Source organism: Croceicoccus bisphenolivorans (assembly GCF_001634625.1).
Classification (GTDB): Bacteria; Pseudomonadota; Alphaproteobacteria; order Sphingomonadales; family Sphingomonadaceae; genus Croceicoccus; species Croceicoccus bisphenolivorans.
This window is the reverse complement of sequence record NZ_LRSE01000002.1, coordinates 294,273-306,691: the sequence shown is the minus strand read 5'-3', so window position 1 is coordinate 306,691 and position 12,419 is coordinate 294,273. Positions and strand designations below refer to the sequence as shown.

The following is a 12,419-nucleotide window of genomic DNA, read 5'->3' as shown; positions in this document are numbered from 1 at the left end:
CGGTCTCTTGTCCTGATCCCCGCAAGGGATCAGAACCGCAAAGTGGCTGTGACAAAGACCTGACGCGGGTTGCCATAGAACGCGGTGAGCGTACCTTCCTGCCCAAGCGTCGGGATCGGATTTCCGTCGTCGTTCAGGACCGGCTGGCCGGTCGTGGCGTCCTGCGCGATGTAGCTGTAGCCAGAGGTAATGTACTCCTTGTCCAGCAGGTTCTTGCCGTGCAGGCCGATCGACCAGCGATCGCCGGGGGCGGAGTAAACGATGCTGGCATCCCACAGGCCATAGCCGTCCTGGTCGATGTAGGGGTTGGGATACTCGAACTGGTGGGTCTTGGAGCGGTATGACCACGTCGTCGACATGGCGAGATCGCCGGCACCGGCCGGAGTGGAGTAAGCAAGCGTGGCGCTGCCGGTCCATTCGGGGGTGTTCTGGATATAGCGGTATTTGGCCACGTCCACGGTCTTGCCGCCGATCAGCGTCTCGTACTTTTTGAACTTGGCATCAATGTAGCCAAGCGCGCCGGACAGGTTCAGGCGGTCGCCCGAGGCCATCAGGTCGCGGCCAAGGCGGGCATTGGCTTCGACTTCCACACCCTGCAAGCGTGCCTTGCCAGCGTTCGAGACGACGCCGCAGAAAGTCTGCACACCGCCAGTGCCCGTGCAGGGCACGGAGCCGGGGATCTGGATGTCCGAGTAGTCCATGCGGAACAGCGCGGTGGCAAGGTAGAGTGCGCCGCCTGCCAGGTTGCCCTTGTAGCCGACTTCGTAGCTGTCGACGACTTCGGGATCGAAGCCGAGATAGGTCGCGATTTCCGCGTCGCTCAGAACGTCGTCCTCGTCGAGATCGTTCGCCTTGGAGCCGGCACCGCGCGGATCGAAGCCACCGCCCTTGAAGCCCTGCGAGTACGAAGCATAGACGTTATGATCAGGGTTCGGCTGATAGCTCAGCGAAACGCGCGGGGTAAACTTCTTGAATTCCGCGCTACCGGCAAAATCGGTGTCGACGCTGAACAGATCGCCTTCCGGGTCACTGAATGCACCCGAACCGCCGAAGACATAGTTCGCCTTGTAGATGTCGGCGATGCGCTTGTCCCACGTGTAGCGTCCACCCAGCGACAGCGAGAGCTGCTCGGTCAGGTCGTAGGTCAGATCGGCGAAGATCGCATAGGTCTTGGTGTCTACCTGTGCATTCGTGTGGCCGGTCAGCATGGTGTCGGGCAGATAGGTATAGAGGCGGCTGTCGAAGTAGGTGTCGGCGTTGGCATCCAGCCAGTAGAAGCCGACGATACCCTGAAGCGCACCGCCGTTGTCATAAGCGAGCTGGAATTCCTGGCTCAGCTGCTCGTTGTCGTAAAAGGCCGGAACGTCGAGGTCGACAATCGGGCTTGCATCGAAATCGATCGGCGTTGCGCTGTGGTCAACGCGCCATGCGGTGATCGATTTGAAGGTCAGCGCGTCCGACAAGTCGATCGAGGCGTGCATGGCAAGACCCCATGCCTCGACGTCCTGTTCCGGATCGTCGATCGCACCGGCAGTGTCGAAAACGTCGGGCAGGATGTCGCCGTCTGGTGATGTGCCCTGGATCAGGCGATGACCACCACGCGGGTTGCTCTTGTCATGGGTATAGTCGCCGCTGATGCGCAGGAGGACCGGCTGGCCATATCCACCCAGCTCGATCGTGCCGCGCGCACCGAAGACGTCCTTGTCGTAGTTTTCCTTACCGGTCGTGATATTCTTGCCGAACCCGTCACGAGTAAGCTTGGCAACAGAGGCGCCAACGCGCAGCAGATCGTTTATCGGAGCCGAGGCGGTCAGCACACCATCAAGCTGATTGTAACTGCCATAAGTAGCCTTGGCCTTGAGAGCGAACTCGTCCGGCAGGCGCTTGGTGACGTACTTGACCGCACCACCGATCGTGTTGCGACCATAAAGCGTGCCCTGCGGGCCGCGAAGCACTTCGACGCGCTCCACGTCGTAGATATCCAGCACAGCGCCCTGCGGACGGTTGAGATATACGTCGTCGAGGTAGATGCCGACACCCTGCTCAAAGCCCGAAACCGGGTCCTGCTGACCAACACCACGGATGAAGGCCGAAAGCGTAGAGTTGGTACCGCGCGAGGACTCGAGAGTCGTATTCGGGGTCGACTGCGCGATGTCGGTAAGATCAATCGCACCGCGCTGTTCCAGCTGCGCACCGCTAAGCGTGGTGACTGCGACCGGCACATCAACGAGGCGCTCTTCGCGGCGACGTGCGGTAACAATGATCGCAGCCTCATTCACATCGACTGCAGCTTCTGCAACGTCGGTCGTGCTCTGCGCCATGGCAGGGGCCGCAACTGTCAGAGCGGCAATGGCAACGGGGCTGGCAGCGCAAGCGAAAAGCGCGAATTTCATCAGGTCATCCTCCACAACTCGGCCCCCTGACGGGACCTGTCGGCGCAGTCAATATTGAAACATGAACCACCTTTCAAGTTCCAATTCATTGCCATTCGCGTTTTTCGCAGGTAGCTGTGGCTTCATGAGCACATCCCCACCGGCAGGTCCGGCCAGAAAAGGCGCAAAGGAACCCGGTGGTTCCAGCCCCGGAGCCGCCAATCCGGGCAAGGAACCGCGCACCGAACGCGGCAGGCGCACTTTGCGCAAGCTGCTCGATGCGGCAGCCGCGGAATTCGGTGACAGGGGTTTTCACGAAGCATCGATCAGCGGCATCACCCGCCGCGCGGGAATCGCGCTGGGCAGCTTCTACACCTACTTCGATTCCAAGGACGAGATATTCCGCGCTCTGGTATCGGACATGAGCGAAATGGTCCGCACACACTCCGCCCGCGAAGTGCAGCCGGACATGAAGCCGCTGGAGATCGAAACGGCGGCGCTACGGGGCTTTCTGCGCTTCGCGCGCGAGCACAAGGAAGTCTACCGCATTATCGACGAAGCCGAATTCGTCGACCATGCAAGCTACATGGAACATTACCAATCGACGGCTGAGCGCATCGCCGAACGCCTTGCGCGCGGCGGAGAGATCGGGGCCTTCCGCAAGGATTTGGACGAAGCGCATGCCTGGGCGATCATGGGCATGTACGTGTTTCTGGGCATGCGGTTTGCGGTGCTGGACGAAGATCGCCCGCTGGACGAAGTGGTCGAAGTGGCGGGCGAATTGCTGCGCCGGGGCATCGCCTGACGCCGGACGAACCGGGACGAATCGCGCGCCCTTCGCCCGACTCGACCCGCCTGTTGCCTTGCGTCAGCCCTCTTCGGCAGGCTCGATACGGGCCAGCAGCGATTCCACTTCGACCTGACCGCCGGTCGTGGCAGAAAGGTCCGTGACCGTTCCCGCGAACGGAGCAAGAAGGGCGTGTTCCATCTTCATGGCTTCGAGCACCATCAGGCGCTGGCCTTCCTCGACCTGCTGCCCTTCGACGACATCGACCGCGATAACCTTGCCGGGCATCGGGGCGACGATATCGCCGTCGTGCGCCGAATGGTGGCCGGACCCGCGGATCACCGTGTCGAAGCTGTAACCGACACCTTTGGCAAAGACGATGACATGGTCACCGTCGGCATAGCCGGTCGCATCGGTTTCATCGGTCGCGGCGACGTCCACGTTGCGCGCTTCGCCGCGATGCGACAGCCAGACCGAGTGGCGTCCCGGCGCATTGAGGCGGAAACCGTCCAGTTCGCTGCCGTCATAGCCATCGTAGGCAATCTGCGCCGCCGTATCCCAGATCGCCTCGCCAGCCACACCGTCGGGCACCAGTTCGTCGCCATGGCGGGCGATGAAGCCGGTATCGAGATTGGCAGCGCGGAAATCCGCGGCATCGAGCGCGCGGACAAGGAAACCGGCATTCGTGCGAACCGGCCAGACCTCGGTATCGTCCAGCGACAGGATCAGGTCGTCGATAGCCTCTTCACGGGTGGCGCCGTGGCAGATGACCTTGGCGATCATCGGATCGTAGAACGGCGAGACCTGCCCGCCCTGCTCCACACCGGTTTCGACGCGATCGGCCGCGCCGAACGACAGATGATCCAGCCTGCCCGTGCTGGGCAGGAACCCGCTGGCCGGATCTTCGGCATAGAGCCGCACTTCGATCGCGTGCCCCTGAATCGAAAGCTCGTCCTGCTTCATCGGGATCGGTTCGCCACTGGCAACGCGCAGCTGCCATTCGACAAGATCGACGCCGGTGATTTCCTCTGTCACCGGATGTTCGACCTGCAGGCGGGTGTTCATTTCCATGAACCACGTGCGATCGGCGCGCAGCCCCTCGCTCGCATCCGCAATGAACTCGATCGTGCCCGCGCCTTCGTAGTCGACAGCCTGCGCGGCCTTTACCGCAGCGGCGCAGATCGCCTCGCGCGTGGCGGGGTCCATGCCCGGAGCGGGCGCTTCCTCGATCACTTTCTGGTGGCGGCGCTGGAGCGAGCAGTCACGCTCGAACAGGTGGACGACGTTGCCGTGGCTGTCGCCGAAGACCTGCACCTCGATATGGCGGGGCGAGAGGATGAACTTCTCGATCAAGACAACATCGTTGCCGAAACTCGCCCGCGCTTCGCGGCGGCAGGATTCGAGCGAGGCGAGGAAATCGCCTTCCGCATCCACCTTGCGCATACCCTTGCCGCCGCCGCCGGCGACCGCTTTGATCAACACGGGATAGCCGATGGCATCGGCTTCTGCCTTCAACCGCTCGTCCGACTGGTCTTCACCCATGTAGCCTGGCGTAACCGGAACGCCGGCCTTTGCCATCAGCGCCTTTGCCGCGTCTTTCAGGCCCATGGCGTTGATGCTGGCGGGCTTCGGCCCGACCCAGACGAGGTCGGCATCCAGCACGGCCTGCGCAAAAGCGGCGTTTTCGGACAGGAAGCCGTATCCGGGATGGATCGCCTCCGCCCCGGTCTGCTTTGCCGCGGCGATGATCTTTTCGCCGATGAGGTAGCTTTCCGCCGCTGGCGACGGGCCGATGTGTACGGCTTCATCCGCCATGCGGACATGCAGCGATTTCGCATCGGCATCGGAATAGACCGCCACCGTGCGGACACCCATGGCCTGCGCCGTGCGGATGACGCGGCAGGCGATTTCGCCGCGGTTCGCGATGAGGAGGGACTTGATCATGGCCATTACATCCTGAACACGCCGAAGGGCGCACGATCGGGGATTGGAGCTTCGAGCGCGGCGCGGAAGGCAAGGCCCAGCACATCGCGCGTCTGGGCCGGATCGATCACCCCGTCATCCCACAGTCGCGCCGTGGCGTAGTATGGGTTGCCCTCGTCCTCATACTTCTGGCGGACGGGAGCCTTGAATGCCTCGGCATCCGCATCGCTCCACTTGTCGGCATCGCGGTGGACGGTGGCGAGAACGCTGGCCGCCTGTTCCCCGCCCATCACCGAAATCCGACTGTTGGGCCAGCTGAACAGGAAGCGGGGCTGATAGGCCCTGCCGCACATGCCGTAGTTGCCCGCGCCGAAGCTTCCGCCGATCAGCACGGTCACTTTCGGCACTTGCGCCGTGGCAACCGCCGTCACCAGCTTCGCGCCGTGCTTGGCGATGCCCTCTGCCTCGTACTTGCCGCCGACCATGAAACCGGAGATGTTCTGAAGGAACAGCAGCGGAATGCGGCGCTGGCAGGCCAGTTCAATGAAGTGCGCACCCTTTTGCGCGCTTTCCGAAAACAGCACGCCGTTGTTGGCAAGAATGGCGACCGGCATGCCGTGGATATGGGCAAAGCCGGTGACGAGCGTATTGCCGTAAAGCGGCTTGAACTCGTGGAATTCCGAACCGTCCACGATGCGCGCGATCACCTCGTGCACGTCATAGGGTGCGCGAACATCCTCTGGGATGAGGGCGTAGAGATCTTCCGCGTCGTACTTGGGCGGGGTCACCTCTTTCAGGTCGATCGCGGCGCCTTCGTTCCGGCCAAGGTGGCTGACGATGTCGCGCACGATGGCAAGTGCGTGTTCGTCGTTTTCGGCCAGATGGTCGGCCACGCCCGACTTGCGGGTGTGCAGGTCGCCGCCGCCCAGGTCCTCGGCGCTGATTTCCTCGCCCGTCGCGGCCTTTACCAGCGGGGGGCCGGCAAGGAAGATGGTGCCCTGTTCGCGCACGATCACCGTCTCGTCGCTCATCGCCGGAACGTATGCGCCGCCCGCGGTGCAGCTGCCCATGACGCAGGCGATCTGGGGAATGCCCATACCGCTCATCTGCGCCTGGTTATAGAAGATGCGACCGAAATGTTCGCGATCGGGGAAGACTTCCGCCTGATAGGGCAGGTTCGCACCGCCGCTGTCGACGAGGTATATGCACGGCAGCCGGTTCTCCCGCGCGATTTCCTGCGCGCGAAGATGCTTCTTCACCGTCATCGGATAGTATGATCCGCCCTTCACGGTGGGATCGTTGGCGGCGATCATCACCTGCCGTCCGGAAACCTGCCCGATCCCCGCAACGATGCTGGCGCCGTGAACGTCGCCTTCGTACATGCCGTTCGCGGCCAGCTGGCCGATTTCAAGAAACGGCGCACCGGGATCGAGCAGGCGCTCCACCCTGTCGCGGGCCAGCAGCTTGCCGCGCGCGACATGGCGTTCGCGGTGCCGCTCCGCCCCGCCATGCGCGGCCTCGGCCACCTTTGACCGCAGCTCTTCTGCCAGCGCGCGGTTGTGCTTCGCCCGGGCCTGCGCCTCTGGCGAGAACAGGTCGACTTTCGATGTCAGTACTGGCGCGCTCATCCTTTCATCAACTCCCGACCGATCAGCATCCGCCTGATCTCGTTTGTACCCGCACCGATATCCAGCAGCTTCGCATCACGCAGAAAGCGTTCGACCGGCCAGTCTGTGGTGTAACCCGCCCCGCCCAGCGCCTGCACCGCTTCGCCCGCAGCGCGGAAGGCGTTCTCCGATGCCAGCAGGATCGCGCCCGCCGCGTCGAACCGCGTGGTCTGGCCCGCATCGCATGCCTTGGCGACGGCGTAGGAATAGGCGCGCGCCGATTGCAGGCCGACGTACATGTCGGCAACCTTGGCCTGCATCAGCTGGAATTCGCCGATGGGGCGGCCGAACTGCTTGCGTTCGCGCAAGTAGGGGATGACGACATCGAGGCAGGCCTGAATGATGCCAAGCTGCACGCCCGAGAGCACGACACGCTCGTAATCCAGCCCGCTCATCAGGACTTTCACGCCTTCGCCGACGCCGGCCATAACGTTTTCATCCGGTACGAAGCAGTCGTCGAAAACCAGTTCGGACGTGGGCGATCCGCGCATGCCCATCTTCTCGATCTTCTGACCGATGGAGAAACCTTCAAAGTCCTTCTCGATCAGGAAGGTCGTGATGCCGCGCGGCCCTGCGTCAGGGTCGGTCTTGGCATAGACGACCAGCGTATCGGCATAGGGTGCGTTGGTGATCCAGAACTTCGTGCCGTTCAGCACCCAGCCGCCATCGGCCCTCGGGGCACGCATCTTCATCGACACGACGTCGGAGCCGGCACCCGCCTCGCTCATCGCGAGCGAGCCGACATGTTCGCCGCTCACCAACTTGGGCAGGTACTTCGCTTTCTGCGCATCGTTGCCCCAGCGATGGATCTGGTTGACGCACAGGTTGGAGTGCGCGCCATAGGATAGGCCGAGCGAGGCGCTGGCGCGGGAAACTTCCTCCACCGCGATCAGGTGATCGAGATAGCCGAGGCCAAGCCCGCCGTAATCTTCCGACACGGTAACGCCGTGCAGGCCCAGTTCGCCCATCTGCTGCCACAGCTCTTCGCGCGGAAACCAGTCGTCCCGGTCGATGCGTTCGGCAAGGGGCATGATCTGTTCGTCAGCAAAACGCGCGACGGTTTCGCGAATCATGTCAGCGCTTTCGCCCAGGGCGAAATCGAAATCAGGGGTAGCTCGCATGGCAATCCTCTCTTGGCGGGCAACACCTAATTCAGCCTAGCGATCCGGCAAAATTGAATCGACGCTGGCCACATGATAGATGGCATCTATGATAGAACGCTATCTCGTCCGCTATTTCATCGCCGTAGTCGATCAAGGCAGCTTCTCGCGCGCGGCGACCACGATGCACGTTTCCCAGCCCACGCTTTCCGCCGGAATTGCAAAGCTGGAGCGGCTGATGGGCACGCCCCTGTTCAATCGCGACAACCGCCGTGTGGAACTGACCGGCGCGGGCGCGCATCTGGTGGAACATGCCCGCGCCATCGAACGCGCCTTTGCAGAAGCAGAGCGGGTGGGCAGCGGAGACGTGGCGGCGCAGCTGCTGCGGATCGGCATCGCCTCCACCCTGCCATCCGCAATGGTCGGCGCAGGCATAGCGGCAGCCCGACAGGCCGATCCCGACGCGCGGATCGAGGTGCTGGACGGGCGCATGCGCGATCTGCTCCAAAGGCTGGACCGCGGCAGGCTGGACGCGGTGATCGGCCCCGTGCCCCCGTCGCGAGAGATGGAGCGCGAAATCGGGCACGAGGACTATGCCATGGCGCTGCCTGCCACCCATCATCTTGCGGGGCGCAGCAGTGTCGCGCCCGCCGAACTTTCCGGCGAAACGATGCTGGTGCGCCGCCAGTGCGAGGTGCTGGCCGAAACGAGCCGGTTCTTCACCGGACACGGCGTGCGCCCCTTCATGGCATCGCGCACCGATGACGAAGAACGGGCGCTGCAACTGGTCGCGGCCGGACTGGCCATCACGCTCGTGCCGCGATGCTATGCGCGCGAGGGCATTGCACTGGCGCGGCTGGAAGCGTTCGAGGCGGAGCGGACCATCGGCCTCATCAGCGATGCCGAGGCGATGGCGCGGATCGGCAGGTCGCCAGCTCTTACCGCGCTCTGCGACAGGCTGAGGGAAGTCCTGTCAGGCTGATCCGAACCCGCCGCCGCCCGGTGTCTCGATCACGAAAACGTCGCCGGGCCTCATCTCGACACTGCCAGTCGAGGGGACCGCGATCATGCTTCCGTCAGCCCGCTCCACGCGGTTGAGGCCGGGTGCGCCAGACGCTCCGCCGTTCAGCCCGAAGGGAGGCACGACGCGGCGGTTCGACAGGATCGTCGCGGTCATGTCCTCGAGGAAGCGGATGCGCCGCACGACGCCGTCGCCGCCCCTCTGCCGCCCTGCTCCGCCCGAACCTTCGCGTATAGAGAACGCCTCCAGAAGCACGGGAAAGCGCCATTCCAGCACCTCGGGATCGGTCAGGCGAGAGTTCGTCATGTGCGTCTGCACGGCGCTGGTTCCGTCGAAGTCCGGCCCCGCGCCCGATCCGCCGCAGATCGTCTCGTAATACTGGTAGCGCGCATTGCCAAAAGTGAAGTTGTTCATCGTCCCTTGCGCGCCCGCCAGCGCCCCGCAGGCGCCGTATAGCGCATCGGTGATGACCTGGCTGGTCTCCACATTGCCCGCGACTACCGCTGCGGGATGGTGCGGGGCGAGCATCGAGCCTTCGGGAATGACCAGATCGACCGGCCAGAGGCACCCGTCGTTCATCGGGATATCCTCGTCGATGAGCGTGCGCATGACGTAAAGCGTCGCGGCGCGGCAGATCGCAGGTGGCGCGTTGAAGTTGTTGGGCTGCTGCGCGCTGGTGCCGGTGAAGTCGATGCGGGCACTGCGCGCACTGCGGTCGATGGCGATAGTCGCGGTGATCTGAGTGCCGTCGTCCAGCGGATAGGTGAAGCTGCCGTCGGGCAAGCGGTCGAGCACGCGTCGCACCGCTTCGGCTGCATTGGCCTGAACGTGGTGCATGTATGCCTCGACCACGTCCAACCCGAACTCACCCACCATGCGGTGAATGTCCGCCGCCCCGCGCGCGCAGGCCGCGATCTGGGCGGTGAGGTCGCCGACATTGCGGTCGGGGTCGCGGGCGGGATATGGCCCCTTGGCCAGTTCGGCGCGCAAGGCGTCCTCGCGCAACTCGCCGCGTTCGACCAACAGGAAGCTGTCGAACAGCACGCCTTCCTCGTCCAGCGTGCGGCTGTCGGGGGGCATCGATCCGGGCGTGGTGCCGCCGATGTCGGCGTGGTGACCGCGCGCCGCGACCCAGAAGCGGCATTCGCCATCCTCAAACACCGGCATGACGACGGTGAGGTCGGGCAAGTGCGTCCCGCCGCAATAGGGGTTGTTGACCAGCCACGCATTGCCGTCGGCCAGCCGGCCCGTTTCCAGCGCCTTGTCCCGCACCGCGCGGACGCTGTCGCCCATCGAGCCAAGGTGCACCGGCATGTGCGGCGCATTGGCGATAAGCGCGCCTTCGCCATCGAACAGCGCGCAGGAAAAATCGAGCCGCTCCTTGATGTTCACCGACAGCGCCGTGTTCTGCAGCGCCTGCCCCATCTGTTCGGCAATCGCCATGAACAGGTTGTTGAAAATCTCCAGCCGCACAGGGTCGAGTGCTGTACCGATACTGGCGTTTTCTCGCGGGGTCACGCGGGTCAGCACGATATCGCCCGATGCGCGGCGCAGGGCCTGCCAGCCGGATTCGACGAGGATGGTTGCAGTGTCGTCGTAAAGTATCGCGGGGCTGGTCAGCGGCTGTTCGATGCCAAGCGCCGTGCGCGGCATGAGGCTCGCCTCGCGCTCTTCGCCGCCTGCGAAGACCGGAACGCTACGCGCGTCTTGCGGCACGTGCTCTGCCCCGACGCTGGCCGATGGGCGGTTGGACGGCACGACCAGTTCGACTTGCGCGGCCTCGACCACAAGCGGCGCGTTCGAGACGAAAGTGAAGCGCTGGCGGTAGAGCGCCTCGAACTCGGCGCGCACTTCGGCCTCGCTGCCGTATGCGACCTCCAGCGCGGTGTCGGTGCCGAGATAGCGGACCATGAGCCTGCGCCTGACCTGCATCGCGCCGGTGTCGAAGCCGTGGCTTTCGACCTCGCCTTCGGCCTCTGCGCGCAAGGTCGCCATCGCCTCGCCCGCAGCTTCCAGTCCGCCAAGGTCGACGTGCTGTTCGATGGCCTGCTGTTTCACGATCCGCTGGTCGGCAAGGCCGATGCCGTAGGCCGACAACAGCCCCGCCAGCGGGTGGAGCAGCACCGTATCCATGCCCAGCGCATCGGCGACGAGGCACGCATGCTGCCCGCCTGCCCCGCCGAAGCACGACAGCGCGTAAGTTGACACATCGTGTCCCTGCGCGACCGAGATCTTCTTGATCGCATTGGCCATGGCGTCGACCGCGATGGCGAGGAAACCTTCGGCCAGTTCCTCGCCCGTCTTGCGCGGCAGGCCTGCGGCGGCGACTTCTTCGGCAAGCTCTGCGAATTTTTCGCGCACGACTTCAGCGTCGAGCGGCTGGTCGCCATCGTCCCCGAACAGCGCGGGGAAGCAATCGGGGCGCAGCTTGCCCAGCATGACGTTGCAGTCCGTCACCGTCAGCGGCCCGCCCCGGCGATAGCAGGCAGGTCCCGGGTCCGCGCCTGCCGATTCCGGCCCGACGCGCAGGCGCGTGCCGTCGAAGCGGCAGATCGACCCGCCACCCGCCGCGATGGTGTCGATGGACAGCATCGGCACGCGCAGCCGCACGCCCGCGACCACTGTCTCGTTCACGCGCTCAAGCTCTCCGGCAAAGTGCGACACGTCGGTGCTGGTGCCGCCCATGTCGAAGCCGATCAGCCGGTCAAAACCTGCCTCGCGTCCCGTCTCGACCATGCCGACGATGCCGCCCGCCGGCCCCGACAGGATTGCATCGCGCCCACGAAACTGCGCCGCGCCCGCCAGCCCGCCGTTCGACTGCATGAACGCCAGCGGAACCTGCTCCCCCAATGCATCGGTGACCTGGGCAACGTATCGGTCCAGCACCGGCGAGAGGTAGGCATCGACCAGTGTCGTATCCCCGCGCCCGACGATCTTCATCACCGGGCTGACCATGTGGCTGGCCGACACTTGCGCAAAGCCGACTTCGCCCGCGATTTCGGCAATGCGCGCCTCGTGCGCCGTGTGACGATAGCCGTGCATCAGCACGACTGCCGCTGCGGTACAGCCCGCATCGCGCGCGGCATGCAAATCGGCACGAACCGCGTCGTCATCCAGTGCGGTCAGGACATTGCCCTGCGCATCCACGCGCTCTTCCGCCTCGATCACACAGGCCTCAAGCCTTTCGGGCAAGACGATATGCATGTCGAACAGGCGCGGGCGATTCTGGTATCCGATGCGCAGGACATCGCGAAACCCGCGCGTCACGACCAGCGCCACCTTTTCGCCCTTGCGCTCCAGCAGGGCGTTGGTGGCCACCGTCGTGCCCATCTTCACCGCCGCGATCCGGCCGGACGGCAGGTCCGCCCCCGCCTCCACGCCCAATACGTCACGGATGCCCTGTATCGCGGCGTCGCGATAGCGTTCGGGATGTTCGGACAAGAGCTTGCGCGTCTCGATCACCCCGTCGGGCGACAGCGCCACCACATCGGTGAACGTCCCGCCCCGGTCGATCCAGAAGTGCCAGCCTGTCCGTTCCATGCCTGCCCC

At 64.3% G+C, this 12,419-nt stretch carries 7 protein-coding genes; 2 read left to right on the top strand and 5 right to left on the bottom strand.

All coding sequences use genetic code 11. From position 1 onward, the window contains the following. Positions 1-29: 29 nt before the first annotated feature. Positions 30-2,393: a TonB-dependent receptor gene (locus A7A77_RS03050; RefSeq protein ID WP_066553556.1), complete on the bottom strand. Its 2,364-nt coding sequence runs from the start codon at positions 2,391-2,393 to the stop codon at positions 30-32. A 124-nt stretch (positions 2,394-2,517) separates the two neighbouring features. Here A7A77_RS03050 and A7A77_RS03045 point away from each other — a divergent pair, with 124 nt between their 5' ends. Further along, positions 2,518-3,177: a TetR/AcrR family transcriptional regulator gene (locus A7A77_RS03045; protein ID WP_066553299.1), complete on the top strand. Its 660-nt coding sequence runs from the start codon at positions 2,518-2,520 to the stop codon at positions 3,175-3,177. 63 nt (positions 3,178-3,240) lie between these two features. Here the strand turns inward: A7A77_RS03045 and A7A77_RS03040 are convergent, their stop codons facing one another. The 3 genes from A7A77_RS03040 to A7A77_RS03030 are packed head-to-tail and all read right to left on the bottom strand — an operon-like array spanning position 3,241 to position 7,870. After that, a complete protein-coding gene (locus A7A77_RS03040; protein WP_066553553.1) occupies positions 3,241-5,103 on the bottom strand; it encodes an acetyl/propionyl/methylcrotonyl-CoA carboxylase subunit alpha in 1,863 nt (620 codons plus the stop codon). A gap of 5 nt (positions 5,104-5,108) precedes the next feature. Continuing rightward, a complete protein-coding gene (locus A7A77_RS03035) occupies positions 5,109-6,710 on the bottom strand; it encodes a carboxyl transferase domain-containing protein (RefSeq protein WP_066553297.1) in 1,602 nt (533 codons plus the stop codon). Next, positions 6,707-7,870 (bottom strand): isovaleryl-CoA dehydrogenase, encoded by a 1,164-nt coding sequence (locus A7A77_RS03030; RefSeq protein WP_066553294.1) that lies wholly within the window; start codon positions 7,868-7,870, stop codon positions 6,707-6,709. Before A7A77_RS03030 ends, A7A77_RS03035 begins: the two co-directional genes overlap by 4 nt. 79 nt (positions 7,871-7,949) lie before the next feature. Between A7A77_RS03030 and A7A77_RS03025 the strand changes: the two genes are divergently transcribed. Then, entirely contained in the window at positions 7,950-8,831 is an 882-nt protein-coding gene (locus A7A77_RS03025; RefSeq protein ID WP_156500345.1) for a LysR family transcriptional regulator, read from the top strand. Here the strand turns inward: A7A77_RS03025 and A7A77_RS03020 are convergent. Beyond that, a complete protein-coding gene (locus tag A7A77_RS03020) occupies positions 8,823-12,410 on the bottom strand; it encodes a hydantoinase B/oxoprolinase family protein (protein ID WP_066553287.1) in 3,588 nt (1,195 codons plus the stop codon). The two genes, A7A77_RS03025 and A7A77_RS03020, sit on opposite strands and share 9 nt — an antisense overlap. Positions 12,411-12,419: the final 9 nt, after the last annotated feature.

What these genes read in the sequence shown, in the direction of transcription:
- A7A77_RS03050 (WP_066553556.1), bottom strand. Translation starts at nt 2,393, where the DNA reads ATGAAATTCGCGCTTTTCGCTTGCGCTGCCAGCCCCGTTGCCATTGCC.
- A7A77_RS03045 (WP_066553299.1), top strand. Translation starts at nt 2,518, where the DNA reads ATGAGCACATCCCCACCGGCAGGTCCGGCCAGAAAAGGCGCAAAGGAA.
- A7A77_RS03040 (WP_066553553.1), bottom strand. Translation starts at nt 5,103, where the DNA reads ATGATCAAGTCCCTCCTCATCGCGAACCGCGGCGAAATCGCCTGCCGC.
- A7A77_RS03035 (WP_066553297.1), bottom strand. Translation starts at nt 6,710, where the DNA reads ATGAGCGCGCCAGTACTGACATCGAAAGTCGACCTGTTCTCGCCAGAG.
- A7A77_RS03030 (WP_066553294.1), bottom strand. Translation starts at nt 7,870, where the DNA reads ATGCGAGCTACCCCTGATTTCGATTTCGCCCTGGGCGAAAGCGCTGAC.
- A7A77_RS03025 (WP_156500345.1), top strand. Translation starts at nt 7,950, where the DNA reads ATGGCATCTATGATAGAACGCTATCTCGTCCGCTATTTCATCGCCGTA.
- A7A77_RS03020 (WP_066553287.1), bottom strand. Translation starts at nt 12,410, where the DNA reads ATGGAACGGACAGGCTGGCACTTCTGGATCGACCGGGGCGGGACGTTC.